At 70.1% G+C, this 24,851-nt stretch carries 20 protein-coding genes and 1 tRNA gene; 5 read left to right on the top strand and 16 right to left on the bottom strand.

The features are described 5' to 3' along the window. Positions 1–99 precede the first annotated feature (99 nt). From K6T50_RS02010 to K6T50_RS01990, 5 genes are all read right to left on the bottom strand, one after another. A complete protein-coding gene (locus K6T50_RS02010) occupies positions 100–1,866 on the bottom strand; it encodes a tRNA uridine(34) 5-carboxymethylaminomethyl modification radical SAM/GNAT enzyme Elp3 (RefSeq protein WP_222607773.1) in 1,767 nt (588 codons plus the stop codon). 401 nt (positions 1,867–2,267) lie between these two features. Continuing rightward, positions 2,268–4,427 carry a DHH family phosphoesterase gene (locus K6T50_RS02005; protein ID WP_222607772.1) on the bottom strand — a complete coding sequence of 720 codons (2,160 nt, stop codon included), beginning with the start codon at positions 4,425–4,427 and terminating at the stop codon, positions 2,268–2,270. 169 nt (positions 4,428–4,596) lie between these two features. Next, complete coding sequence (locus tag K6T50_RS02000) at positions 4,597–5,199, bottom strand: YIP1 family protein (protein ID WP_222607771.1); 603 nt, start codon at positions 5,197–5,199, stop codon at positions 4,597–4,599. Positions 5,200–5,293: 94 nt separating this feature from the next. Continuing rightward, complete coding sequence (locus K6T50_RS01995) at positions 5,294–5,881, bottom strand: thymidine kinase (protein ID WP_222607770.1); 588 nt, start codon at positions 5,879–5,881, stop codon at positions 5,294–5,296. A 184-nt stretch (positions 5,882–6,065) separates the two neighbouring features. Then, positions 6,066–6,150: transfer RNA gene (locus K6T50_RS01990), tRNA-Leu, on the bottom strand. A 172-nt stretch (positions 6,151–6,322) separates the two neighbouring features. On the opposite strand from K6T50_RS01990, the gene K6T50_RS01985 reads away from it, so the two are divergent. Next, on the top strand, positions 6,323–6,913 hold the full coding sequence (locus tag K6T50_RS01985; RefSeq protein ID WP_222607769.1) for a DUF420 domain-containing protein: 591 nt from the start codon (positions 6,323–6,325) through the stop codon (positions 6,911–6,913). Between the two features lie 413 nt (positions 6,914–7,326). Here K6T50_RS01985 and purF read toward each other — a convergent pair whose 3' ends face one another. The 3 genes from purF to K6T50_RS01970 all read right to left on the bottom strand — a co-directional run bounded on the left by purF (position 7,327) and on the right by K6T50_RS01970 (position 9,535). After that, positions 7,327–8,865, bottom strand: a complete 1,539-nt coding sequence (gene purF / locus K6T50_RS01980; RefSeq protein ID WP_222607768.1) for an amidophosphoribosyltransferase — start codon at positions 8,863–8,865, stop codon at positions 7,327–7,329. A 281-nt stretch (positions 8,866–9,146) separates the two neighbouring features. After that, a complete protein-coding gene (locus K6T50_RS01975; protein ID WP_159669710.1) occupies positions 9,147–9,323 on the bottom strand; it encodes a 50S ribosomal protein L37e in 177 nt (58 codons plus the stop codon). After that, entirely contained in the window at positions 9,320–9,535 is a 216-nt protein-coding gene (locus K6T50_RS01970) for an LSM domain-containing protein (protein ID WP_222607767.1), read from the bottom strand. The genes K6T50_RS01975 and K6T50_RS01970 overlap by 4 nt, the downstream gene beginning before the upstream one ends. Before the next feature lie 337 nt (positions 9,536–9,872). Here K6T50_RS01970 and K6T50_RS01965 point away from each other — a divergent pair, with 337 nt between their 5' ends. The 3 genes from K6T50_RS01965 (at position 9,873) to K6T50_RS01955 (ending at position 13,300) form a co-directional block, all read left to right on the top strand. Continuing rightward, positions 9,873–11,225 (top strand): ribonuclease J, encoded by a 1,353-nt coding sequence (locus K6T50_RS01965; protein WP_222607766.1) that lies wholly within the window; start codon positions 9,873–9,875, stop codon positions 11,223–11,225. 2 nt (positions 11,226–11,227) lie between these two features. Beyond that, entirely contained in the window at positions 11,228–12,277 is a 1,050-nt protein-coding gene (idsA3, locus tag K6T50_RS01960; RefSeq protein ID WP_222607765.1) for a geranylfarnesyl diphosphate synthase, read from the top strand. Between the two features lie 237 nt (positions 12,278–12,514). Next, positions 12,515–13,300 carry a DMT family transporter gene (locus K6T50_RS01955; RefSeq protein ID WP_225935352.1) on the top strand — a complete coding sequence of 262 codons (786 nt, stop codon included), beginning with the start codon at positions 12,515–12,517 and terminating at the stop codon, positions 13,298–13,300. A gap of 39 nt (positions 13,301–13,339) precedes the next feature. Here K6T50_RS01955 and bcp read toward each other — a convergent pair whose 3' ends face one another. The 3 genes from bcp to priS form a co-directional block, all read right to left on the bottom strand. Next, complete coding sequence (bcp, locus tag K6T50_RS01950) at positions 13,340–13,816, bottom strand: thioredoxin-dependent thiol peroxidase (protein WP_222607764.1); 477 nt, start codon at positions 13,814–13,816, stop codon at positions 13,340–13,342. Between the two features lie 64 nt (positions 13,817–13,880). Continuing rightward, positions 13,881–14,849, bottom strand: coding sequence for a DNA replication complex subunit Gins51 (locus tag K6T50_RS01945; protein WP_222607763.1), 969 nt, complete (start codon positions 14,847–14,849; stop codon positions 13,881–13,883). Between the two features lie 23 nt (positions 14,850–14,872). Further along, positions 14,873–16,042 carry a DNA primase small subunit PriS gene (gene priS / locus K6T50_RS01940; RefSeq protein WP_222607762.1) on the bottom strand — a complete coding sequence of 390 codons (1,170 nt, stop codon included), beginning with the start codon at positions 16,040–16,042 and terminating at the stop codon, positions 14,873–14,875. A 132-nt stretch (positions 16,043–16,174) separates the two neighbouring features. On the opposite strand from priS, the gene K6T50_RS01935 reads away from it, so the two are divergent. Continuing rightward, positions 16,175–17,029, top strand: a complete 855-nt coding sequence (locus K6T50_RS01935) for an eIF2B alpha/beta/delta subunit family protein (RefSeq protein WP_222607761.1) — start codon at positions 16,175–16,177, stop codon at positions 17,027–17,029. 42 nt (positions 17,030–17,071) lie between these two features. Here K6T50_RS01935 and K6T50_RS01930 read toward each other — a convergent pair whose 3' ends face one another. From K6T50_RS01930 to K6T50_RS01910, 5 genes are all read right to left on the bottom strand, one after another. Further along, positions 17,072–17,536, bottom strand: coding sequence for a hypothetical protein (locus tag K6T50_RS01930; RefSeq protein WP_222607760.1), 465 nt, complete (start codon positions 17,534–17,536; stop codon positions 17,072–17,074). A 42-nt stretch (positions 17,537–17,578) separates the two neighbouring features. Next, positions 17,579–21,034 carry a formate dehydrogenase subunit alpha gene (fdhF, locus tag K6T50_RS01925; protein WP_225935351.1) on the bottom strand — a complete coding sequence of 1,152 codons (3,456 nt, stop codon included), beginning with the start codon at positions 21,032–21,034 and terminating at the stop codon, positions 17,579–17,581. Beyond that, on the bottom strand, positions 21,031–22,590 hold the full coding sequence (locus K6T50_RS01920; protein ID WP_222607759.1) for an NADH-ubiquinone oxidoreductase-F iron-sulfur binding region domain-containing protein: 1,560 nt from the start codon (positions 22,588–22,590) through the stop codon (positions 21,031–21,033). Before K6T50_RS01920 ends, fdhF begins: the two co-directional genes overlap by 4 nt. Positions 22,591–22,668: 78 nt before the next feature. After that, positions 22,669–23,793, bottom strand: a complete 1,125-nt coding sequence (locus tag K6T50_RS01915; RefSeq protein ID WP_222607758.1) for a Gfo/Idh/MocA family protein — start codon at positions 23,791–23,793, stop codon at positions 22,669–22,671. Between the two features lie 26 nt (positions 23,794–23,819). Further along, positions 23,820–24,788, bottom strand: coding sequence for a sugar phosphate isomerase/epimerase family protein (locus tag K6T50_RS01910; protein WP_222607757.1), 969 nt, complete (start codon positions 24,786–24,788; stop codon positions 23,820–23,822). Positions 24,789–24,851: the final 63 nt, after the last annotated feature.

Below are 24,851 nucleotides of genomic sequence, written 5' to 3'. Positions count from 1 at the left end.
CCAAAAAGCGCGGCGGTGCGGCTATCGAACGCGATTTTCCCGGTCGCTCGCGGTCGACCTCGCTGTCCGAGCGGGTCGCCGACGACTCTCCGACCCCGGTTACAGTCGCCTGCTCACGTACGGCCCGTCCTGGTGGTAGCCGAGCTTGTCGCGGTAGTAGCCGCGGACGCCGATGCCCGAGATGACCGACAGCTTCGGGAAGCCGGCGTCGGCGGCGATGTCCTCGGCCTCCCTGAGCAGCCGCCGGCCGTACCCGCGGTGTTGCCAGTCGCCGTCGCGGCCGTCTCCGCCTCCCTCACCGGCTCCGTCCGGGCCGTCGAACGTCGCCGGCGACCCGTACACGTGCAGCTCCCTGACGAGCGCGGCGTCCGTCAGCTCCCGGCGCACCGCGTCGCCGCCGGCGGCCGGCCCGGCACCCGGCGCGGCGTGAGAGTAGGAGGGGAACCGCAGGCGACAGAAGCCGACCAGGAGGTCCTGCTCGGTGTCCTCGAATGAGATGAAGTGCTCCAGCCCGCCGCCGGACTCGTAGGTCACCACGTCCAGCTCGACGTCCTCGGGGCGCGGGTCGGCGTCGTTGTGCCCGACTTCTCGGGCGCGAATGTCCCGGAGCTGGTACCCCTTCTCGGCGGCGCGCTGCTCGGCGAGCTGCCGGAGGTTCGACTTCCAGACGCCGGCGTCGATGAAGTCGGCGGGGATGTCGCGCTGGACGCGCTGGAGGCGGCAGTACTTCGGGATCTCGTTCATCGCCTCGGCGACCAGATCCGCCGCCTCCTCGTTGTCCAGCGGCTCGAACTCGTCGCGGCGCCACGAGTCGTACACCCGCGTCCCGCGGACGACGAGCGTCGGATAGATCTTCAGGTAGTCCGGGCGCCAGTCGGGGTTCTCGAACAGCTGGCGGAAGTCCTCCCGGCACATCTCCCTGCTCATTCCGGGCTGGCCCGGCATCATGTGGAATCCGACCTTGAACGCCGCATCGCGCAGCCTGCGGTTCGCGTCGATCGACGCCTGGTTGCCGTGGCCGCGGTGCATCTCGCGGTTGACCCGCTCATAGGTGGTCTGGACGCCGACCTCGACCTTGGTGCCGCCGAGCGTCAGCATCCGGTCGATCTGTTCGGGGTCACACCAGTCGGGCTTCGTCTCGAAGGTGATGCCGATGCATCGCACGTCCGCGTTCTCGTTGCGCGATTTCACGTCCTCCAGGTACTCGAAGTCGTACTCTCCCGGGTCCTGCGCGAAGCTGCGTCCCTCGGCGGGGTTCGGCCGCGCGTCGGTGTCGTACTCGTTCATCGCCTGAAGCGCGCGCTTGACGAACCACTCCTGGTAGTCGTGACTGCGGGCGGTCATCGTCCCGCCCATCAGGATCAGCTCCGCCTTGTCGACGGGGTGGCCGATGTGGCGAAGCTGTTCCAGCCGGAGGGTGACCTGCCCGTACGGGTCGTAATCGTTCTGCTGGCCGCGGGCGGCGGCGGGCTCGTGTCCGGTGTAGCTCTGGGAGGAGTCGAACTCCGAGGCCGGCCCGCCGGGGCAGTAGAGGCACTTCCCGTGCGGGCACGTGTGCGGCGAGGTCATGATCGCGACCGGCGACACGCCCGAGGCGGTGCGCACGGGCTTGCGCCGGACGACCTCCCGCACTTCCTCGCGGCGCCCCCCGGGGGCGCGTTGGAGCAGGTCGGTGTTCTGTGGCACCTTCGGGGAAGAGAACGCTGAGCAGGCGTCGAGCTTGGCGGACTCGAGGTCGTCGCGGTCGATCTCGCCCTCGAGGATGCGCTCGACGAGGTGTGCGCACGCGCGTTCGAACGCCTCGGGCTCGTCGGACTCCTCGGCGTACTCGGACAGCTCCGGGTCCGGCTCCGCGGTGCCGCTCATTGGGTGTGAGTGGTCGCGTTCGGTGGGTAAGGGTTTCGTTCGTGGGGATCGACGTTCTCTGTTGCCGGAACTATTGTCACTGCTACAACCACGTGATCTTCCGGGAAAGCCCCTGCTGCTCTCGATGGCTGCGCCTCGCTGTGCTCCTCGCTCACTTCGTTCGCTGTGGTGCTTGCGTCGGCTCGCCTATCGAGAGCAGCAGCCCCTTTCAGTCCCACCCGACAGGACCGACCGCAACCACGCCCTCCCCAACCGATTCGCTCCCTCGCTGCTGCTCGGTCGCTCATCCCTCGCGCGCGTCCGGCGAGCACGGAGGCTCGCCGGCACGCGCCACAACGGACAGGAAGAAACGCGTCGCTCCCCCTGGAGAACGATTATCGCAGAAGGCGGTCGAGTCGCGCTCAGTTCAGCTGCCCGGCGACGGCGTCGACGACGGCGTCGGTCACTTCGTCGCGGCGACCCGCGAGGTACTCGATGCGGCCCTGGCGGACGCCGACGGCGGTGACGCTCGCGTCCGGAACCGCCATCGCGGCGTCGCCGGCGGCCTCCCGCACGTCGACCTCGTCGTCGGCGCGCACGTAGAGCTCGTCGGTGCCGTACAGGACCGTCGCGTCGCGGTCGCCGCGACGCTGGAGTTCGTCCGCCAGCAGGGTCGTCGACGGGAAGTCGAAGCGGTGGCTGTACGCGTCGGCGTCCAGCGTCGCGAACGTGAGCCCGTCGACCTCGCGCTCCTCGATGTTCGCCTCGGCGGTGTCCAGCTCCGTCTCCAGCTTCTCGCGGAACTGGCCCGCGATGTGCCCCGCGAGGTCGCCGCCCTCGCTGTCGAAGAGGATGTCGGTGATGAGCTCGCGCTTGTCCTGGTAGCTCTGGTAGTACGCCTCGAGCGCGACCGCCTCGCGCAGGTCGGTGACGCGCTCGGCGTCGACGCCGGCGTCCTCGGCGAGGTCGGCGTACGCCTCGGGCGTCCCCTCCCAGTAGCTCACGGCCGGGAGGTGTGCGAGGTCGTCGGCCACGTCCCCGTTCACGGTCGCCGCCAGCACCGACGCGAGCGCGCCCGTGGTCAGGTCGGCCGTCTCGGCGCCCGCCAGGCCCGGGTTGACCAGCGTCGCGACGGCGTCGGCGATCTCCGGGTCCGCGGTCGCGGCGTCGACGACGACGCGCTCGGCGTCGTACACGCCCAGCAGGTCGAGGCCGTCCTCGGACTCGACGGTCGATCCCGTCCCAACGAGCAACACGAGCGGGAGCTGCTCGCCGTGGCGGTCGCGGTCCTGCAGCATCCGGGTGGTGTCCTTCGTCGCCGCGTCCATGTCGTACACCGGGTCGTCGAGCGGCCGGCGCGTGAAGTAGTGGTACTCGGCGTCGCTCTTGGCGTGCTCCTCGCGGATCAGCGGGAGCACGGCGCGCTCGACGGCCGCGCCGGCGACGTAGCCGTCGGCGGTGGCGGCGTGTCGAACGACGATCGGGCGCGACTCGATGACCGCGCGGCGGATCGACTCGGCCGCCTCGAGCAGGTCGTCGCCGACGGCGTCGACCGCCGGGTGGTCGCCCAGCGCCGCGACGCCGTCGGGACGTGCCTCGTCGCTCAGCGCGTCGGCGAGCCGCTGTTCGACCGCCGCGGCTTCATTTCCCTCAAGCGCCGCCAGCGCCTCCGTTTCGACCTGGATCTCGTTGCGCCGGACCTCGATGTCGCCCTCGAGGCGGACGATGTCGCCGACCTCGATCTCGGGGTACGCACGGACGCCCGCCTTCACGAACGCCGCACAGTCGACGACGCCCGTCTCGTCGCGCAGCTCGAACACGGTCGGCCCGCCCGTCTGGCGGGCCCCGACGACCTCGCCCTCGATCCGGACCGTCTCGCCGACGCGGTCCGAGAGCGTGCCGATCTCGACGCGCTCGACGTCGCCGTCGGGCGTCGACTGCTTCCGTTCGCGAACGGCCTCGATGTCGTCGCCGCCGGCGTCGCCCCCGTCGGAGTCGCTTTCGGGGGCCGTCGCGCGGCCGGCGTCGTCCGGGCCCGCGCCGGCCTCGCCGGCGTCATCGGCGGGCTGCTCGTCGGTCGTACCCGCGTCGTCCTCGGATTCTTCGGCATCGGACTCGCCGTCGGACTCGTCGCCCGGCTTGTCCGGAGTTGGCTTGTGGGTGACGCCGCCGTTGTTGCCACCGTCGTCGTCGTCCTCGTCGGGCCCGGGTTCGACCTCCTGTGTTCCCTCCTGAACGAGCACGCCGCGGAACTCGCGTTCGGCCTGGCGGATGGACCACGCGAGGTCGACGTTGCCGTTCTCGCGCACGTTCTTCACCTGAACGAACACCTCGTCGCCGGGCTCCCAGTCGAGGGATTCGATCCGGCGGTCCAGTTCCGAGCGGTGGAGGAGCCCGGTGACGTTCGACGACAGGTCGATGAACACGCCGAAGTCGGCGTAGCCGTCGACGACGCCGCTGTAGAATCGGTTCGGCTTCAGTTGGTTCGGGTCGTTGCCGCGGAACTCGAAGACGACGTCTTCCTCGTGGGAGGAGCAGATGCGTCCGTCCACGGACGCACCACAGATGATACACTTACCCATTTGTGTGAAGCGAATGGTCCCTGCCTAAAACGGTTGTCGAAACGCCGACGCGCGCGCGGTCAGCGGGCGATCACCACGTCGTCCCCGTGTCCCGCCGACTCGCACGATCGATTACGTGCGGTTCACCACGGATCTCGACGAGAGTCCTGACCCGGCCGTGGCGACACCTTCAGATGATGTACCACTGCGCCAGCAGCGTCGCGATCGCGTCGAGGCCGCGGAAGCCGTAGCCGAACACCAGCGTCGCGGGCACGGCCGTCGCGGCGACCGCGCGCCGTGTCGTCGTTCCGTGGACCTCCCGGATCCCCACCGCGAGCAATCCTGCGCCGTACAGCGCGCACGCGGCCCGAAGCGCTGGAACCGGCGCGCCGGCGAGCGCACAGGGGGCGCTCGCGTACGCGATCACCTGTACCGTCTCGCTGATCCCGGCGCGATCGCGTACGAACACGATCAGTAACACCGTCTGGAGCGCCGCCGTCAGATGGAGGCTCGCGGGCGCGATGAACACGGCGACGAACAGCAGCGAGACGACCGCCGACAGCGCCGGACCGCCGAACGCCGTCGGGATCGTCGCCGGGTCGAGCAGGAACCGACTCCCGGCGAACGCGACGGCGACACAGACGGCGAACACGAGCCCGGGCGCCTGATCGCCGGGGGCGACGCCGGTCCGGAAGAACCTGGTCGGGCGAACGAGCACCTCGGCCCACGCCCGCCCGACCGCGACCGGCCCGCGTGCCCGTCCCCCCTCGGGGTTCTCGACCCATGTCGTCACACCAGACGTAGCGACGGCGCGGCCATGACGGTTGCGGTCTCTCCGGCGAGCACGGGACGGGGACGATCGGGAGCGCGGTCGATCCAGATCCGGCTCAGTCGCGCCGGAGCACGTGACAGTTCCGACACCGCGCCTCGTAGCTCTCCTCGGCGCCGACGAGGATCGTCGGGTCGTCGACGTGGGCCGGCTCCCCCTCGATCAGCCGCTGGTTGCGCGTCGCGGGCTCCCCGCACTCCGCGCAGATCGCCTGGAGCTTGTCGACGTACTCGGCGACGGCCATCAGGTCCGGCAGCGGGTCGAAGGGCTCCCCGCGGTACGTCTGGTCGGTGCCCGAGACGATCACCCGGCGGTCGTCCTCCGCCAACGCCTGACAGACCTCGACGAGCGCGTCGGAGAAGAAGTTCGCCTCGTCGACGGCGACGACCATCTCTCCGTTGAGTTCGTCCGCGATGTCCCACGGCCCCTCGCCCTCGTTGTCGACGACGCTCGCCTCCCACGAGCGGCCGTTGTGGGTCCCGATGGTCGTCTCGCCGTAGCGGTCGTCGAGCGCGGGCGTGAAGACGGCGATCTCCTGGCCCGCGATCTCCGCGCGACGAAGCCGTCGGAGGAGCTCCTCCGTCTTTCCGGAGAACATCGACCCCGAGATGACCTCGATCCACCCGGAGCCGGTGATCGCGTGCATACCAGGTGAGGGCGGTTGCTCCCCGGAAAACCGTTACTCTCTGCGATTCCGAGTGGATGACATCCGGAGAGACACCCGTCGGTGGAGGTGTAGCGTTCGGAAGGATTGTGCGTGGGTGCTGTCTGTAGGGCGCCCCGAAGGGCGCACAGCACCTGCATCCTGTGGCGCGACGCGCCACGTGAGATGCGTGGGACCGGATTTGAACCGGCGGACCTCTACAGGACAGCGCCCTCAACGCTGCGCCGTTGGCCTGGCTTGGCTACCCACGCATCGTGCGTCAGTACGCATTGCGATGTATCCCGGTTACAGATAAAGGGCTTTCCATTCGGACGAGTATCCGCCAGGGGATCCTACGCGTCGAGAGTTATCCGTCTCCGACAGGGGGCGCCCGGTCTCGCCGATCGGACAACGGCTTTACTCCTCCCGTCCCTCCTCCCGACAATGAGCACGGACGCCCCGTCGTCTGGTAGTCGAGTCTCCGGATTCGCGCGCGAGCACACCCTCGGCGTCGCCGGGGCGCTCTCGGCGGTCGCGCTCGGTCTCGTCTTCGCGGTCGTCGGGGGACTCGTTCCCGGTTCGGTGCTCCCGCGTGCCCCGGCGGTGCTCGACGCGATCCCGACGCTCAACGCCGTCGTCTCGCTCGCGGCGATCGCTACCATCTCGCTGGGGGTCCGCGCGGCCCGTGCCCGCGACTTCGAGACCCACAGACGGTTCATGCTCACCTCGACTGGGCTGTTCGGCACGTTCCTCGCGATGTACCTCTACCGGCTCGCAGTCCTCGGGACGACCGACTTCGCGGGTCCGGCAGCCGTCGAGCGGTTCGTCTACCTCCCCCTGCTTGCCGTGCACATCCTCCTCGCGATCGTCTGCGTTCCGCTCGTCGTGTACGTGCTCACGCTCGCGGCGACGCGTCCGATCGCCGATCTGTTCGACACCGCCCACAAGCGGATCGGTCGCGTGGCGGCCGTGCTGTGGGTCGTTTCCTTCGGCCTCGGCGTCGCAGTGTACGTGCTGCTGTATCTCGTCTACTGAACCGACCCCGAGGCGTACGGCCCCCGCGCCGTCGCTCGCGATGGGTGCCTCGCGAGGCTTGAAATACGATGACGGGGCCAGTGCCGTCGATGCGGTGATCGTCGCCGCGGACCGACAGCGGGTGCGCGACACGGCGGTCCGCGGGCGGTGCGGGTGTCGCCTGTTCGCTATCGCGGTCTCACACGCGATCGATCGCGCAGCGAGCGCGCTCGGCAGGGGAGGCTCGGCACGAAGACTTCACCGTTCACGAGATCTGCGGTCTCGTGAGCTCACAAATCGCGCAGCGATTTGTGAACGCCGTCCTTCCGAGGGCTCGCTCACTCCGTTCGCTCGCTGTTCGATGGGCGGCTCGGCACGAAGACCTCACCGCCGTCCTTCCGAGGGCTCGCTCACTCCGTTCGCTCGCCCTCGCGTTAGTCGTCCGCGGGGGAGGCTTCATCCACCGTCGGCCGGGTCACGTCGCGGTCGGTCGCCTCGCCGTCGATGTCGTACGGATACTCGCCGGTGACACAGCCGAGACACAGGTCAGCCGTCGTCGACGACAGCGCGCCGGCGACGGCGTCGACCGACAGGTACGACAGCGAGTCGGCGCCGATGTCCTCCCGCACCTCCTCGACCGAGCGGTCCGCGGCGATGAGCTCCTCGCGCGTCGCCATGTCGATACCCATGTAGCACGGCGCGACGATCGCGGGCGCCCCGATCCGGACGTGGACCGCCTCGGCGCCGGCGTCCCGGAGCAGCTGCACGAGCTGCGTCGAGGTCGTCCCGCGAACGATCGAGTCGTCGATGAGCGTGACCGTCTTCCCCTCGACGGTGGAGCGGATCGGGTTCAGCTTGAGTCGCACCGCCCGCTCGCGCTCGTCCTGCGTCGGCATGATGAACGTCCGGCCGACGTAGCGGTTCTTCATCAGCCCCTCGGCGAACTCCACGTCGGCCCCGTCCTCGGCGGCCGCATCGGCGTATCCCGAGGCGAACGCGCGCCCCGAGTCCGGAACTGGCATTACGACGTCCGAGTCCACGCCGGCTTCGTCCCACAGCGCCCGGCCGAGGTCGCGTCGGGCCTCGTAGACGAGCGTGTCGTCGATCACCGAGTCGGGGCGCGCGAAGTAGACGTGTTCGAAGAAGCAGTGGGCGGAGTTCTCCTCCTCGAACAGTTGGTAGGAGTCGAAGCCGCTCCCGTCGCCGTCGAGGACGACGAGCTCGCCGGGTTTCACGTCGTGAACGAGCTCCCCGTCGAGCGTGTCGATCGCCGCCGATTCGCTGGCGATGACGTAGCCGTCCTCGAGTTCGCCGATGCACAGCGGACGGTTCCCCCGCGGATCGCGAACCCCGATGACGGTGTCGTCGTGCATCACGGTGAGCGAGTACGAGCCGTGAATCCGGCTCATCGTCCGCTTGACCGCCCGGATCAGGTCCGACTCCAGGAGGTTGCGCGCGAGGTCGTGGGCGATGACCTCCGTGTCCCCCTGCGAGGTGAACGCGTGGCCCGATTCGGCGAGTTCGTCGCGGATCTCGTCGGCGTTGACGAGGTTCCCGTTGTGCGCGAGCCCGAGCGCGCCGGACTTGAACGACACCGAGAACGGCTGGGCACAGCAGGCGTTGACGCCGCCGGCGGTCGGGTAGCGGACGTGGCCGATCCCCGCCGATCCCGCGAGGCTGTCCAGATCCGACTGCGAGAAGGCGTCGCCGACGAGCCCCATCTCGACGTGGCTGTGCTGCTGAAAGCCGTCGTGGGTGGCGATCCCGGCGGAGTCCTGCCCGCGGTGCTGGAGCGCGTACAGCGAGTAGTACAGCGGCCGGGCGGCGTCTCGGTCGGCCAGCGAGACGCCGACGACGCCGCACTTCTCGGTGGGCCCGTCGACGGGGGTCGGCTCGCGCGAACCGTCGCCGAGCGGTTCGGTGAGCGATGTGACCGGTGCCGCCCCGTCGTCACCGGGGTCGCCGTGTGACATGGTCGGTACTGAACGCCGATTCCACAAAAACCCTCGTTATCGTGCGTAGGTCGCCGAGAGAATTCGAATAGATGTGCAGAAATATGGATCAATTCGGTTTCGCTGGCCGACCGTTCCCGAGTCCTCCGATTCCGATCGGTCGCGAACGGCGATACGCTCGGAGATGTTCGTTGCCAGTGAGGGTCGGCTAGGGAGCCGTCAGCGATCGGTGAAGATCTGCCACGGAAGCGACGGAGCCGGGGCTGATCGGTCCGGTCGAGTCGAGAAGGGAGAAACGTCGCTCAGTTGTCGCCGGCCTTCGACTGCCACTCGTAGTCGCGGCGCTTGGCGGACTTGCCGAAGCCGCACGAGGAGCACTTCTTCTTCTTGACGTGGTAGGACTTCTCGCCGCAGCGTCGACACTTGACGTGCGTCGTCTTGTTCTTCTTCCCCTGAGACGGCGTTCCGGCTCCGGTCATACGTTGATGGAAACGACGTTGTCGCCACGGATAATCGTTGTGTCTTCGACTTCGTCGTCAGCCGAGCCCTCCAGCTCGGTGGGATCGAGCACGACGTTCATGTGCTGATCGTATCCGGCGAGGACGCCGAAGTGAGCGGTTTCGTCTTTGAGGTGGACCGTTACAGGGGTGTCCAGAGCCTCCTCGAGCACGTCGAGCGGGCGGCCAGTCATGTTCGGGTCGTCGGCGGATTCGGGTTTAAGCGTACCGGACGGCGGACGCGGCGAGACGCCCACGCACCCGTTGAACGCTCTTCTATGGGAACCGACGGGCGACGAACGCCCCCGTCGTCGTGGCGCTCGAACCCGAGCAGTTTTAACAGATGACCGATACGGTACAACTACCATCGCCCGCGGGTAAGTACGGGGATCGACCCCGTATTGCGGGATTGCGGACCGACGCGCTGTAAGACGCCGGGGTCCACAGCGACCCGTACCGGGGCTTTCCGTACGAGCATCGGCCGCGCGCGACGCGCGGGATTCACGCTCGCAACGCAGACTACGAAACACAATGGAAGTCGAAATCGCAACAATCGGCGGCTACGAGGAAGTCGGCCGCCAGATGACGGCAGTTCGCGCAGGGGACGACATCGTCGTGTTCGACATGGGCCTCAACCTGAGTCAGGTCCTGATCCACGACAACGTCGAGACAGAGAAGATGCACAGCCTGGACCTCATCGACATGGGGGCCATCCCGGACGACCGGATCATGAGCGACATGGAGGGCGACGTGCAGGCCATCGTGCCGACGCACGGCCACCTCGACCACATCGGCGCCATCTCGAAGCTGGCGCACCGCTACGACGCGCCCGTCGTCGCGGCGCCGTTCACCATCGAGCTGGTCAAACAGCAGGTGAAAGGCGAGAACAAGTTCAACGTCGACAACGACCTCGTCAAGATGGAGGCCGGCGAGACGATGTCCATCGGCGACTCCGGAAACGTCGAGATGGAGTTCGTCCACGTCACGCACTCCATCATCGACGCGGTCAACCCGGTCCTCCACACCCCCGAGGGCGCGGTCGTCTACGGGCTCGACAAGCGCATGGACCACTCGCCGGTCCTCGAGGACCCCATCGACATGGAGCGCTTCCGCGAGATCGGCCGCGAGGGCAACGGCGTCCTCTGTTACATCGAGGACTGCACGAACGCTGGCCGAAAGGGACGCACCCCCTCGGAGTCGCACGCGCGCAACCACCTCAAGGACACGCTGATGAGCATCGAGGACTACGACGGCGGCATCGTCGCCACGACGTTCTCCTCGCACGTCTCGCGCGTCTCCTCGCTCGTCGAGTTCGCACAGGAGATCGGGCGCGAGCCGGTGCTCCTGGGGCGCTCGATGGAGAAGTACTCCGGCACGGCGGAGCGCCTGGACTTCGTCGACTTCCCGGACGACCTCGGGATGTACGGCCACCGGAAGTCCGTCGACCGGACGTTCAAGCGGATCATGCAGGAGGGCAAGGAGAAGTACCTCCCCATCGTCACGGGTCACCAGGGCGAGCCGCGCGCGATGCTCACCCGCATGGGCCGCGGCGAGACCCCGTACGAACTGGACGACGGCGACAAGGTCGTCTTCTCGGCACGGGTCATCCCGGAGCCGACGAACGAGGGGCAGCGCTACCAGTCCGAGCGCCTCCTGAAGATGCAGGGCGCGCGCATCTACGACGACATCCACGTGTCGGGCCACCTCCGCGAGGAGGGGCACTACCAGATGCTCGACGCGCTGGAGCCCCAGCACGTCATCCCGGCCCACCAGGACATGAAGGGCTTCTCGCCGTACGTCGACCTCGCGGGCAAGAAGGGGTACAAGCTGGGTCGTGACCTCCACGTCACGCAGAACGGGAACATGATCCAGCTGACCGAGTAACGATGACGCAGGACGCGACGGCCGAACGGGTGCTCGCGGCGGTGAAACAGCGCCGCGACCGCGTCAACGCCGCCATCGACGAGGACCTCCCGATGGCCGAGCCGGAGCGGCTGTACGAGGCCAGCCGGTACATCCTCGAGGCGGGCGGCAAGCGCCTCCGACCGACGGCGGCGCTCCTCGTCGGCGAGGCGCTTGCCGGCGTCGACGCCGACGCGACGACCGACTACCGGTCGTTCCCGGCGCTGGACGGCGAGCCGTTCGACCTCATGCGCACGGCTGTCAGCGTCGAGGTGATCCAGTCGTTCACCCTCATCCACGACGACATCATGGACGAGGACGACCTCCGGCGCGGCGAGCCGGCGGTCCACCGCGCGTACGACATCGAGACGGCGATCCTCGCCGGCGACACGCTGTACGCGAAGGCGTTCGAGCTGCTCTCGGACACCGGCGCCACCCCGGCGAACACGGTCGAGGCGGTCAATCGGCTCGCGTCCGCGTGTACCCGGATCTGCGAGGGGCAGTCGCTCGACGTGGAGTTCGAGACCCGCGACGACGTGACCCCCGAGGAGTACCTGGAGATGGTCGAGCTGAAGACAGCCGTGCTGTACGGCGCGTCGGCGGCCATCCCCGCGGTCCTCATGGGCGCCGACGAGGAGACGGTGGAGGCCCTGTACCAGTACGGCGTCGACTCCGGGCGCGCGTTCCAGATCCAGGACGACGTGCTCGATCTCACGGTCCCCTCCGAGAAGCTGGGCAAACAGCGCGGCTCGGACCTCGTCGAGGACAAGGAGACGCTCATCACGCTCCACGCGCGCCAGCAGGGCGTCGACGTGGACGCGCTCGTGAGCGCGGAGACGCCGGCCGAGGTGAGCGAGGCGGAGATCGACGCGGCCGTCTCGACGCTCGAGGAGGTCGGCTCCATCGACTACGCCCGCGAGATGGCCGAGGACCTCACCGCGCGCTCGAAGGAGCGCCTGACGGTGCTCCCCGAGGGGCCGGCACGCGACCTGCTCGCGGACCTGGCGGACTACCTCATCACCCGGGGCTACTGAGGCGGCCGCGCCGTGACTGGTCCGGCGTGACCGCCCGTCGCGATCCGGTCGTCCCGTCCGGAACGGAAACGCCGAAGTCGGTCCCGACCGCTGGCTCATCCGTGAGTCTTCCGTGAGAACCTCCCGGAACGCGGCCCTGTTTCTCGCGCTCGGGATCTGTTGGGGCGGGAGCTTCCCGGCGATAGAGGTCGGACTGACGGAGCTGCGTCCGCTGTTGCTCGGCGCTACCGCTTCGACGTGGGCGCGATCGTCGCGCTCGCGTACGTGTTCTGGCGCGCCGACGAGCCCGTCCCGCGCTCGCGGGCGGACCTCGGCGCGGTCGCCGTCGCGGCCCTGCTGTTCGTCGTCGCCAACATCACCTTCCTCGCGTACGGCCAGCAGTACACGACCGGCGGGATCGCGTCAATCGTCTACAGCCTCAACCCGATACTGACGACGTTCTTCACCGTGTGGCTGCTCGGGGAGGGAAGTCTCGACCTCCGGGGCTACGTCGGGGTGCTGCTCGGCGTGGTCGGGGTCGGACTCGTCGCCCAGCCGTCCCCCACCGATCTGGCCGGCGACACGACGATCGGCGTCGCGCTGGTGTTCGTCGCCGCCGTCGCCGTCTCCTTCGGGAGCGTCGCCACCCGCTGGCTGGAGCCCGACTCCGAGGCGCTTCCCCGGACCGCCTGGGGAATGGCGCTCGGCGCCGTGTTGCTCCACGGCATGAGCGTTGCCGCCGGCGAACCACAGCCGCTTCCGACGGCGCTGTCGCCGGCGGTGGTGTTCTCGCTGGCGTTCCTCGGCGTGTTCGCCTCGGCGGTCGGCTACGCCATCTACTTCGGCCTGCTTGACCTGCTGGGGCCGTTCGAGATCAACCTCGTGAGCTACGTCGTCCCCGTCGTCGCGACCGTCGCCGGCGCGGTCGTCCTCTCGGAGCCGGTGACGCCGCTGACCGTCGCCGGCTTCGTCGTGGTCGTCGTCGGGTTCGCGCTCGTGAAACGCGAGGCGATCCGTCGGGAGCTACGCGAGCATCCGTGGTGATCGGCCGCGACCGACCGGGTGTGGGGCTCTCCGCCTGGCTTACGACTCGGCCTCGCGCAGCTCGTCGATGTCCGCGAGCAGTTCCTCGGCGTGGTCCTCCGGGGAGACCCCCTCGTAGGTCCGTTCGATCGTCCCGTCGGGGCCGATGAGGTACGTGTTGCGGAACACGCCCTCGACGACGTTGCCGAAGACGTTCTTCTCGCCGTAGGAGTCGTACGCGTCGGCGACGGAGCCGTCCTCGTCGGACAGCAGCGGGAACGGGAGGTCGTGCTTCCGCGCGAAGTCGGTGAGGTCGTCGGCCGGGTCGTCGCTCACGCCGAGGATCGCCGCGTCGCGCTCCTGGAACTCGTCGTACGCGTCGCGGAAGCCGCACGCCTCGGTCGTGCAGCCGGGCGTGTCGGCCCGGGGGTAGAAGTAGAGGACGAGGCGTCGCCCCTCGAACTCCGAGAGCGAGACCTCGCGGCCGACGTGATCGGGAAGCGAGAACGCGGGCGCATCGGTGCCGGTGTCGAGCATGTGTGGCGATGTGCGGGCGGCCCGAAAAGGCGTGTCGGTGCCGGCGGCGATACTCCCGCCGTGTTCACTCGATCGGCTCGGCGGCGTCCCGCTCGACGAGCGGGTCGGCGTTGGCCGCCGGCAGCGTCACCACGTCGTCGCTCGCGAGCTCGTACTCGCGCTCGTCGACGCCGAGGATCTCCCCCACGTCGCGGGTGATCCGGACCGTTCGGCGGTCGGTGCCGTCGCCCGACCCGCCTGCCTCGACGGACCCGTCGTCCGTCCCGCCCGCACGGTCCGGTTCCGATCCCGGGACGAACTCCTCGGGAGGGTCGTCGGGGTCGCGTGCCGGGGCGTCCGACGCCGGCCCGTCCTCTGTCGGTGTGTCGGCCTCGGCGGGCGATTCGGCGTCCGTCGACGCCGAGGCGTCAGGCGGGTGGTCACTCTCGGTCCCCTCGACGGACTGCTCGGCGGTCTCGTCCGTGACCGCTCCGTCGTCGGCACCCATCGCGTCCGCGAGGACGCCGCCCGCATCGCCGGCGGCGTCGCCGGGAGCCTCGCCTGCGGGGGCGTCCTCGACGGTCGCGGACGCCGTCGGCTCCGCGTCGGGTGCTTCCGCCCCCGCGACCTCGGAGGCGGCCGCCTCGGCGTCGATGTCCACGTCGGCGCCGTTCTCAAGCACGTCGAGGACGCGTCCCTTGTTCTGCTCGATGCGGACGACCAGGTCCTCGAACAGCTCCGCCTCCTGGACCGTCATGCCGTCCGTGTCGGTGGGCGCGCCGGCGGCGGCGAACGACGAGAGTTTCACCACCTTGCCGACGCGACGCTCGTACAGCGACTCCACGACCTCCTCGGCCGTCTCGATCTCGTCTGAGAGCTTTCGGACCCGCTCGTCGGAGAAGGGGTTGTCGACGCCCGCGGCGCGCTCGTCGCGCTGGCGCTTGCGCTCGGCGAGATAGGCGGCGACGTCCTCGTAGAAGGAGTCGCGCAGGTGCTGGAGGCTGTCCTTGGTGCGCTCCTTGGATTGTACCGAGCGTAGTTCGTCTAGGTCCATCGTGTGTTACTTCCTCGAACCCGCTACTCGCGCGACTTCTCCGCGCGTCCTCTCGCCATGAGGAACACGCCGAGGTACTCCGGGACAGAGACGATTCCCTCCTCCACCTTATCTCTATCGTCGCCCACGTCGACCGGGCCCGGGTCGTGCACGTCCACGAGGATGTCCCGGCCGCGGAAGCGATCGGGGACGGCGTCGGTCAGCGGGTCGAACTCGTCGACGGCGTCGCGCTCCAGCGGGCACACGAGCAGGCCGCTGCCGCCGTGGATGGAGCCGGGGAGCCGGATGAGCCGGCGGATGTCGGTCGTCACTGGCTCGTCGATGGGGGCGGTCTGCTCGGCGGTGACGCGCTCGGCGATCGCCCGAACGAGCGTCGAGGCGCCGGGCCCCAACTCGACGTTGCCCGATTTCACCCCTTCCGGGTTGCGTTCGAGCACCCCGTAGATGGTTCGGGCGGTCTTCTCGCCGACGCCGTCGAGTTCCTGGAGCTCCGCGAGCGCGTCGGCCTCATCCATCGCACGCAGGCCCTCGGCGTAGGCGACGAGTTCCTCGTGGACGCGCCGCCCCCACCCGCCCTCGCGGCGGAGCTGCTTCTGGAGGGTCGTCCCGCGCTCGTTGGGTCGACGCTCGATGAGCCCGTCGTAGTTGAGGTCGACCGCGCGGACGTAATCGACGACCTCACGTCGCGCCGTCGAGTCGAGGTCGGCGACGGCGTCGTCGCGGACGTGGACGTGATAGCCGCGGCCGCCGGAGAAGACTACCTGCATGTCGTCGTCCGCGAAGCCGAAGTCGTCCCCGAGGACGTCCAACAGCGCGAGCAGTTCCTCCTTGCAGGCGGCGAGCATCTCCCCGTAGCTCGTCTCTTCGGGGTCGACGCCGGGGAGGTGGTCGGCGTCGAGGTCGAACACGAGGTCGGCCGAGCGCCACCCCTTGTCGCTCATCCGCTTGTTCGCCGGGTCGTCGTACCGGGCGGCCGAGAAGTAGGCGTGGCGCGGCGTCTCGCGCGCGAGGAACTCGCCCACCTCGCCGATGTCAAGCAGCGACTGGTGGCGAACCATCGTGGTGCCGTCGCCCGCGGTGAATGGGATGTGTCCCCACTCGCGCTCGTTGGCCTGCGGCGGCGGGGAGACGGACGCGCTCCGGTAGTAGTCGCCGAAGCGTCCCCTCAGGTACTCGCGGGTGCGGCGGTTCATCCGACGGAGGGTGGGTAGTGCCGACGCCGGTATGAGTGTTGCCGTCTGGGCCGCGCGATCGGCCCGGTCTGGGCGGCGGGCGCGACGTCGAGTCCCGGAACACCTAACCGCCGAAGCGACGACCACGGACGCATGATAGACGAGACGGTCGCCGAGATCCGGGAGATGCAGACGCACTCCTCGTCGGTCGTCGCGGTGAAGGCCGCCCGCGCGCTGCGGGAGCTGCTCGACCGCGAGTACGCCACGCTCGACGAGTTCGAGCGCGACCTGGACCACAACGCGGGGGCGCTGCGGCGCGCCAACCCCTCGCACGCGAGCCTCCACCGGACGATGCGCGCGGTCGCCGACGACGTGCTCGGCAACGCCGAGACCGTCGAGGGCGGAAAAGACCTCCTCGAAGCGGCGGTCGACCGGGAGGTCGACCGGATCGAGACCGGGAAGCGCGAGGCCGCGGCCAACGCCGCGGACACCTTCGAGGACGGCGAGACGTTCCTCACGCACGATTACTCCTCGACGGTGTTGGAGGCGATCGAGTCGGCTGTCGCCGGCGGCACGCACCTGACGGCGTACGTCACCGAGGCGCGGCCGCGGTTCCTCGGCCGCAAGACAGCGCGGACGCTCGCGGCGATGGACCGCGTCGACGCCCACCTCTCGGTCGACGCCGCCGCGGGTCACCTCCTGCGCGAGGTCGAGCCCGACCGCGTCGTCGTCGGTATGGACTGCATCGTCGAGGACACCCTCTACAACCGGATCGGGACGTTCCCGATCGCGGCCGCCGCCGCGGAGGTCGGCGTCCCGGTCACCGTCGTCGGCTCGGGGACCAAGGTCATCGACGGCGGGTTCCGATTCGAGAACGAGTTCCGCCCGCCAACCGAGGTGATGCTCGAACCCGCCGACGGCATCACCCTGGAGAACCCCGCCTACGACGCGACGCCCATGCACCTCGTCGGCGAGGTCATCACCGACGAGGGCGTGATCGATCGCTGATCGGCGCGTCACACCCCGCCGATCGCCGGCTGCCCCCCGCGCTCACAGCCAGTTCACGACTGTCAGCGTCGCGAACTCGCCCGACAGCAACGCCACCGTCGCGACGACGATACCGGTGAAGTCGTCGCCGGACAGCTGCGCCCGCACCGCCGCGGCGACGCTCGGGTAGCCCGGATCGGTCAGATCCGCGTCGGCGGCCGCGGAGGCGACGACGACCGCGGCGACCCCGAGCGCGCTCGCCATGGCGAGGGGCGGGCCGAATCCGCCACGGCCGGCGAGCGCGCTGACCGGATCGAGGAGGTCGAGCCGGAGCGCGCCCGCCGCCGCAATCGGGATCGCTATCGCGAGCGCCACGGCCCCCGCGATGGCGCGGGCCGGCCGAAGCCGTCGGCCGGCGGCGCCGTCGGCGACCGCCGCGGCGACGAGGCACGCGAGGAAGTGACCGACGGCCCAGACGGTCAGCGCGAGCACGTTCGGCTCGGGTGCGCCGCCCTGGAGAGGGTTCACGGTCCGGCCTGGCGAGGCTCGCGAATAGCCCTTTCGGCGGCGTCAGTCGTCGCCCGCGACGCCGTCCGAATCGGTGTCGGCCGGCGGGCGCGACGACTCGGGCTCCCGCTCGTCGCCGAGGCGTCGGATCCGGACGCTCGACACCTTGTACTCGGGGATGCCGCTCGTCGGATCGACGTGGTCGCCGGTGAGCCGGTTCACGGCGCCGTCGGCGAAGTGCATCGGGACGAACACGACGCCGTCGCCGGGGCGGTCGCCGATCTCGGCGCGCACCTCGATGGCGCCGCGGGGGGACTCGACGCGGACGCGCTCCCCGTCGGCGATGCCGAGTCGCTCGGCCGTCTGGGGGTTCACCTCGACGAACGCTTCGCCGACGTGATCGAGCAGCCCCTCCACCTTCCGCGTCAGCGTCCCCGTGTGCCAGTGGTACAGCACGCGCCCCGTCGTCATCGTGAGCGGGAACTCCTCGCTCGGGAGATCCCCCGGCTCGCCCGTGTCGGCCGGCACGAACCGCGCCTTTCCGTCGGAAAAGTTGAACTCCTCCTCGTACAGGTACGGCGTCCCCGGGTCCGACTCGTCCTCGCAGGGCCACTGGAGCCCCCCTTCGTCGCTGAGGCGGTCGTGGGTGACCCCGCCGTAGATCGGCGCCACCTCGCTGATCTCGTCCATCACCTCGGCCGGACCGTCGTACGCCCACGCGTCGCCCGCGTGGTCGATCCGGTTCGCCAGCGCTTGGATGATCGTCCAGTCCTGGCGCGCGTCGCCCGGGGGCTTCGTCGCCTTCCCGACCAACTGGACGCGCCGCTCGGTGTTCGTGAACGTGCCCTCCTTCTCGGAGAACGTCGCCGCCGGGAGCACCACGTCGGCGTACGCGGCCGTCTCGGTGGGGAAGACGTCCTGCACGACGAGGAAGTCCAGCGCCTGCAACGCTTCCTCCGCGTGGGCGAGATCGGGCTCCGACAGCGCGGGGTTCTCGCCCATCACGTACAGCCCCTCCACGTTGCCCGCGAGCGCCTCGTCGAACACTTCCGGCACCGTCAACCCCTCCTCGGCTGGCGGCCGGACGCCCCACGCGTCCTCGAACTCGTCGAGTACGTCCGGGTCGCCGGGGTCGCGGTAGCCGGGCAGGAGATTCGGGAGGGTTCCCATGTCGCCGCCGCCGCCCTGGACGTTGTTGTGGCCGCGGAACGGCGAGACGCCGGCGCCCGGCTTGCCGAGGTTGCCGGTGACGAGCGCGAGGTCCGCCAGCGCGAGGACGTTCTGGGTGCCGTGGCTGTGCTGGGTCATCCCCATCGCCCACCCGAAGACGACCGAGTCGGCGGCGGCGACGCTCTCGGCCGCCCGCTTCAGGTCCTCGGGGGCGACGCCCGCGAGCCGCTCCACCTCCTCGGGCGTGAACGGCTCCACCTTCTCGCGGAGGGCCTCGAAGTTTCGCGTCCGATCCTCGACGAACTCGGCGTCGTGGAGGTCGTTGGCGACGATGTATCGGATCAGGCCGTTGATCCACGCCACGTCGTAGCCCGGCTCGGTGCGCACGTACTGGCTCGCGTGCTCGGCGATCTCGACCCTCCGGGGGTCGAAGACGACCAGGTCCGCGCCGGCGTCGACGTTGCGCTTGATCCGCGTCGCGAGCACGGGGTGGCTCTCGGTCGTGTTCGACCCGGTGATGAGGTAGGCGTCGGCCTCTCCGATGTCCTCGTTGATGCGGTTGGACATCGCGCCGTAGCCGAGCGTCTGCTTCAGCGCCGCGACCGTCGAGGAGTGGCACAGGCGCGCGCAGTTGTCGATGTTCTTCGTCCCGAGGACGCCCCGCGCGAACTTCTGCATCAGGAAGTTCTCCTCGTTCGTGCACTTCGAGGAGGCGAACGTCGCCAGCGCGTCCGGCCCCGAGCGCTCGCGGATCGACTCGAACCCCTCGGCGACCCGGGACAGCGCCTCCTCCCACGACGCCTCCCGAAGCTCGCCGTCCTCGCCGCGCACCAGCGGCGTCGTCAGCCGCTCGTCCGAGTTCGCGAACTCGTAGCCGAACTTCCCCTTCACGCACGTCGAGAAGTCGTTCACCGGGGCGTCGTCGGGGTCGTCGGTCGGCACCGCCCCGAGCACCTCGTCTCCCTTCGAGACCAGCTGGAAGCGACAGCCGACCGCACAGAAGCCGCAGGTCGTCTCGGTGAACTCCACCTCCTTCAGGCGGTGGTCGGCGACCCGGCTCGCGGCGTCGAACAGCCAGCCTTCCTTCATCGTCCGCGCAGCCAGCGACTCGGCGGCGTGTTCGCCCGCGAGCATCGCCGACCGGCCGGCGTCGCTCGCCGTTCGCTTCGCCCACCGCAGCGCCGAGGCGAGGCCGTCCGACTCGGCGCGCTCGCGGGTCGGCGAGGGGCCGCGAGGGTCATCGCGTCCGGCGGTTGCGGTCGCGCCCGCGTCGCCGCTGCCGGCGGCATCCTCGGTCGCACCGTTCGCGTCCCCGGGTCCGCCGCCGGCTCCGCGCCGGCCGCCCGTCTCGCTCGTCGCCCGGGCTGCCTTCTCGGCCTCCGCCGTCAGCGACGTCCCGACGCTGTTGGCGTGGGTGAACCCGGGGATCGGCAGCGTCGCCAGCCCGGCCAACCCCCGCTCGGTCAGCGAGCCCGTCGGGCACACCGTCGCGCAGTGGCCGCAGGAGACGCACGCCGAGTCGGCCATCGTCCCTGCGTCCGACTGGAAGCCGATCTCGGTGTCCTCGCCGGTCCCCTCGATCCGGAGGACGCCCGACACCTGCACGTCGTTGCAGGCGTCGACGCAGCGCGCGCAGGTGATGCACTTGTTGCGGTCGATCTGGATGAACGGCGAGGTGTCGTCCAGCGGCTCGTACTCCGCGCGCTCGTCGAACACGCCGAACCGTGGCTCCTCGACGCCCGTCTCGATCGCGGCGTCCTGTAGCTCACAGCGGCCGTTCTGGTTGCAGGTGGTACACCGGAGGTTGTGATCCGAGAGGACGAGATCGAGGTTCACCTCGCGGCTCTCGCGCGCGTCAGGGTCGTCGGTGCGGACCTCGGTCCCCCCCTCGGCCGGGTGCGAGCACGCCGCCACCAGCTCCCCGTCGGCCTCGACGGTGCAGGTCCGGCACGTCGAGCGCGGCCCGATGTCGTCCGAGCAGTCGCCGCCGTCGCGGTCGTACGCGCACAGCGCCGGGACGGTTCCCTCGTGGTCGACGCGCTCCATCGCGTCGAGCAGGGTCGCGCCCGCGGCCACCGACACCTCGGCGCCGTCGACGACGACGGTCACGGACTCGGCGTCGTCGGCGACAGACGCGCTGCTGTCGACTGGGCCGGCGTCGTCGCCACATCCACACGACCCGCAGCCGCATCCGGCGTCGTCGTTCTCGGCGGTCCCGACCGGCGGATCCGACGCCGTCCCGGGCGCGAACGTCTCGGTCACCGGCGTCGACGTTCGCGGATCCGACACCCGCGTCGCGTCCGGGACCCGGGGGAGCGGATCGTCCCCGTCCTGCTCGTCGGCGCTCACGGGTCACACACCCCCGCGGGACAGCGACCGTCGGCGTGCGCGCGCAGGTCGGCCGCGAACTCGTCGAGCGCGGTCGCGAGCGGCCGGGCCGCGTCGGTCCCGAAGCCGCACAGCGAGGTGTGTTCCATCGTCCGCGCCAGTTCCCGCAACCGCGACTCCGCGAACTCGCCGGCGTACACCTCCCGCAGCAGTTCGTGGGCGCGGACGCTGCCCGTGCGACACGGGACACACCGCCCGCAGTTGTCCTCGCGGGCGACCCGCATCCGGCGTCCCGCGACGACGACCGGACAGCCGCCGTCGGCGCCCGCCGCGAACGGCTCGATCGAGCCGTTGGTCCCCAACCCGGCCCCGCGCAGCGCGGGCGCCGACGCCGGAGTGTCGAGGTCGCGGGTCAGCCCCCCGAACTGCCCGCCGACGCAGGCGAACGCGCCGGACCCGTCGGTTCCCCCGGTCCGTCCGGTCGCCTCTCCGCCGAACTCACCCGCGACGAGCGCGCGCGAGAGGCTCGAATCGGTGGACAGCTCGACCGTGCGCCGCTCGGGGCCGACGACGGTCACGAGCCTGGTTCCGGGATCGGCGGCGTCGGCGTCGAGGGCGTCGGGGTCGGCGACCGCCCGCTCGACGGCCGCGAGCGTCCGCGGCGTATGCACCAGGGTCGGGCGCTCGAACAGTCCCCAGGTCTCGGGCCCGGGCGGCCGCCGCCGCGCCTCGATCCGGTCGTTCCCCTCCAGCGACTCCAGCACGGCGGTGTGCTCGGCGGTCATGTAGTCGGCGCCGGCGCTCACGAGTTCCACCGTCAGATCCGTCTCGTCGCCGACGCGGTCGGCGACGGCGCGCACGCGGTCGGCGACGACCGGGTCGTCCTGGGGGACGACGGCAACGATGTCCTCGGCGTCGGTCGCGCTGGCGGCGACGACCGCGCCCGCCATCACTCGACCGGCGAGGCTCCCGAGGAGAAGTCCGTCGCCGTCGGCCTTGGGGTCCGCGTCGAGGCCGTTGATCACGACGACCGGGTCGCCGTCGGCGTCGCGGGCCTCGCGCCAGCCCGCCGCCAGCGGTTCGTCCTGTCGGGCGTCGCCCCAGCCCCGACCGCGAACGCCGAGGTCCGAGATCGCCGTCAGCGCGTCGGCACCGAGGATCGCCGGCGACTGGAACGCGGTCGGGTCGATCCATCCGGCGCCGTGGAGCGTGCGTCGCGTTCCGGCCGACAGGGCGCCGTCGCCGACGGGGAAGTCCTCGGGGCCAGGCTCGTGGTCGACGACGGCGGACGCACCGTCGACGGGGAGGTCGTCGTCGCCGTCGGCGAGCAGGCTCACCAGGCTCGCGGCCTCGTTCGGGTCGACCGACCGGTGGACGACGGTCCGGTCGCCGCGTGTCACGGCGACGAGCGGGAGGTGAACCGTCCCGGGCGACCCGACCGCCAGCGTCTCGATCGGCGGTCCCTCTGGGTCCCTTGCGGCGTCGGCGGCCCGCCGGGCCGCCTCCAGGGCCGCACGCCCCTCGGGGACGTCGAACGCGACCCGGACCGTCGTCGCGGCCGCGTCGGCTGTCGTCATGGCCCACGCTTTCGCGGATTCGGGCAAAAACGTTCGCACGGTCGGCGAGGACCGGCCGCGATGATGTCGCTCGCGAGATCAATCGAGAGCGACGCGAACGCCCTCGGCGTCGGAGCGCTCGACGGCGTCGAGCACGCGCTGGACCTCGTAGGCGTCCTCGAAGCTCGGGGAGAAGTCCTCGCCTCGCGCCACGCTCTTCAGGAACTCGTAGTTCTCGTGGACGAACGTGTGTTCCCAGCCGATGACGTGGCCCGGGGGCCACCAGTGGTCGATGTACGGGTCGTCCTCGTCGGTGACGAGCACGGTCTCGTACCCGCGCGCGTCGCCGGTCATCACCTCCAGCTCGTTCAGCCGCTCCAGCGAGAATTCGAGGCTCCCCTCGCTCCCGTGGACGGCGATCGTGTGGTCGTTCTTGTGGCCCTCCGTCACCCGGGAGGCCTCGAACGTCCCCATCGCGCCCGAATCGTACTCCACCTGCGCGGAGTAAGCGTCGTCGACCGTGACGGGTCGCGTCTCGCCGTCGGCGCCCTCGACCGGGCGCTCCTCGGTGAACGTCTTCAGGTGGCCGGAGACGCTCGCGGCCTCGCCGACGCGGTCGCCGACGAGGAAGCGCGCGAGGTCGACCGTGTGCGCGCCGAGGTCGCCGAGCGCGCCCGAGCCGGCCATCTCCTCGTCGTTGCGCCAGCTCCACGGCGCCTCGGGGTCCGACAGCCAGTCCTGGAGGTACCGGCCGCGGACCTGCCGGATCTCTCCGATCTCGCCGGCGTCGATCAGCCGCTTCGCGTAGCGGATCGCGGGGACGAACCGGTAGTTGAACGCGCAGGCGGCGGGCATGTCCGCGTCGGCGGCGGCGTCGCGCATCTCCTCGGCGCCCGAAAGCGTCGGCGCCAGCGGCTTCTCACAGAGAACGGGCGTGCCCGCCTCCAGCGCGGCGATCGACGGCTCGACGTGGAGGTGGTTCGGCCCGAGGTTGTAGAAGGCGTCCACCTCGTCGATCACGTCGCGCCAGTCGGTCGCGGTGTGCTCGAAGCCGAGGGTCTCGGCGGCCTCGGCCAACGCCTCCTCGTCGCGGCCGATCACCGTGTGGCGGTTCGTCTCGGGCGCGTCCTCGAAGAACATGGGTAGGCGGTCGAGCGCGTTCGCGTGCGCCTTTCCCATGAAGCGATACCCCAGGACGCCGATGTCGATGGGTTCGTCGGTCATGTCTGTGTCTCGCGAGGTCCGTGTGATTATTCCGCCCAGTAGGCGTCGTCGGGGGTGGTCTCGAAGCGCGCGCGCTGCAGGAGGTCGACGGCCTTCTCCATGCCCTCCCGGGAGGAGGTGAGCGCGTCCTCGTGTTCGATCGAGAGCGCGCCGTCGTAGCCGACCATCCGGAGCGTGCTGACCACGTCCTTCCAGTGTTCCTCGCCGTGGCCGTAGCCGACCGAGCGGAACAGCCACGACCGGTTCTCGGTGTCGGCGTAGTCGGTCGTGTCGAGCACGCCCTTCTCGCGCGACTGCGACTCGTACACCCGCGTGTCCTTCGCGTGGACGTGGTGGATCGCGTCGTGCTCGCCGAGCAGGCGGATCGCCTCGGTCACGTCGATCCCCTGCCAGTAGAGGTGCGAGGGGTCGAAGTTGGCGCCGACGCGCTCGTTCGTCAGCTCCCGCAGCTTCAGCATGCCGTGGGGCTCGTACACGAGCATGTTGGGGTGCATTTCGATCGCCAGATCGACACCGTGGTGGTCGGCGTGGGCGGCGAGGTCCGACCAGTACTCCTCGGCGACCTCCCACTGATACGCTTCGGCCTCCGCGTGGTCGGTCGGCCACGGCGCCGTGACCCAGTTGGGAACCTCGTCGTTCGGACCGCCGGCGGGCAGCCCCGAGAAGCAGGTGACGGTGTCGACGCCGAACTCGTCGGCGAGTTCGACCGCCTCTCGGAGCTCCCGGTCGGCCTCGGCCGCGGTATCCTCGTCCGGGTGTAACGGGTTGTTGTGCGTCGCGAACGCGCTCACGCGGAGGCCGTGCTCGTCCAGATCCGCACGGAGCGCATCGCGCGCGCCCCCGTCGGCCAACAGCGCCTCGCGGTCGGTGTGATCCTGTCCGGGGTAGCCGCCGACGCCGAGCTCGACGGTCTCGACGCCGATCCCGGCGAGATACTCGAACGCGTCCGCGCGCGACTCGCCACCGAGTGGTACGGTCAGTACGCCGATGTCCATGCTCGCGGTTTGTACAACGATCCGAATAAATCTATATGTCGGATGGGGGTCGGGATCGGGACC

The sequence above is a fragment of the Halobaculum magnesiiphilum genome, from assembly GCF_019823105.1.
Taxonomy (GTDB): domain Archaea; phylum Halobacteriota; class Halobacteria; order Halobacteriales; family Haloferacaceae; genus Halobaculum; species Halobaculum magnesiiphilum.
This window is presented reverse-complemented; position numbering and strand designations above follow the sequence as displayed.

Bases quoted from the DNA above. Each gene is read 5' to 3' on its own strand.
- K6T50_RS02010 (WP_222607773.1), bottom strand. From the start codon at position 1,866: ATGAGCGGCACCGCGGAGCCGGACCCGGAGCTGTCCGAGTACGCCGAG.
- K6T50_RS02005 (WP_222607772.1), bottom strand. From the start codon at position 4,427: ATGGGTAAGTGTATCATCTGTGGTGCGTCCGTGGACGGACGCATCTGC.
- K6T50_RS01995 (WP_222607770.1), bottom strand. From the start codon at position 5,881: ATGCACGCGATCACCGGCTCCGGGTGGATCGAGGTCATCTCGGGGTCG.
- K6T50_RS01985 (WP_222607769.1), top strand. From the start codon at position 6,323: ATGAGCACGGACGCCCCGTCGTCTGGTAGTCGAGTCTCCGGATTCGCG.
- purF (WP_222607768.1), bottom strand. From the start codon at position 8,865: ATGTCACACGGCGACCCCGGTGACGACGGGGCGGCACCGGTCACATCG.
- K6T50_RS01975 (WP_159669710.1), bottom strand. From the start codon at position 9,323: ATGACCGGAGCCGGAACGCCGTCTCAGGGGAAGAAGAACAAGACGACG.
- K6T50_RS01970 (WP_222607767.1), bottom strand. From the start codon at position 9,535: ATGACTGGCCGCCCGCTCGACGTGCTCGAGGAGGCTCTGGACACCCCT.
- K6T50_RS01965 (WP_222607766.1), top strand. From the start codon at position 9,873: ATGGAAGTCGAAATCGCAACAATCGGCGGCTACGAGGAAGTCGGCCGC.
- idsA3 (WP_222607765.1), top strand. From the start codon at position 11,228: ATGACGCAGGACGCGACGGCCGAACGGGTGCTCGCGGCGGTGAAACAG.
- bcp (WP_222607764.1), bottom strand. From the start codon at position 13,816: ATGCTCGACACCGGCACCGATGCGCCCGCGTTCTCGCTTCCCGATCAC.
- K6T50_RS01945 (WP_222607763.1), bottom strand. From the start codon at position 14,849: ATGGACCTAGACGAACTACGCTCGGTACAATCCAAGGAGCGCACCAAG.
- priS (WP_222607762.1), bottom strand. From the start codon at position 16,042: ATGAACCGCCGCACCCGCGAGTACCTGAGGGGACGCTTCGGCGACTAC.
- K6T50_RS01935 (WP_222607761.1), top strand. From the start codon at position 16,175: ATGATAGACGAGACGGTCGCCGAGATCCGGGAGATGCAGACGCACTCC.
- K6T50_RS01920 (WP_222607759.1), bottom strand. From the start codon at position 22,590: ATGACGACAGCCGACGCGGCCGCGACGACGGTCCGGGTCGCGTTCGAC.
- K6T50_RS01915 (WP_222607758.1), bottom strand. From the start codon at position 23,793: ATGACCGACGAACCCATCGACATCGGCGTCCTGGGGTATCGCTTCATG.
- K6T50_RS01910 (WP_222607757.1), bottom strand. From the start codon at position 24,788: ATGGACATCGGCGTACTGACCGTACCACTCGGTGGCGAGTCGCGCGCG.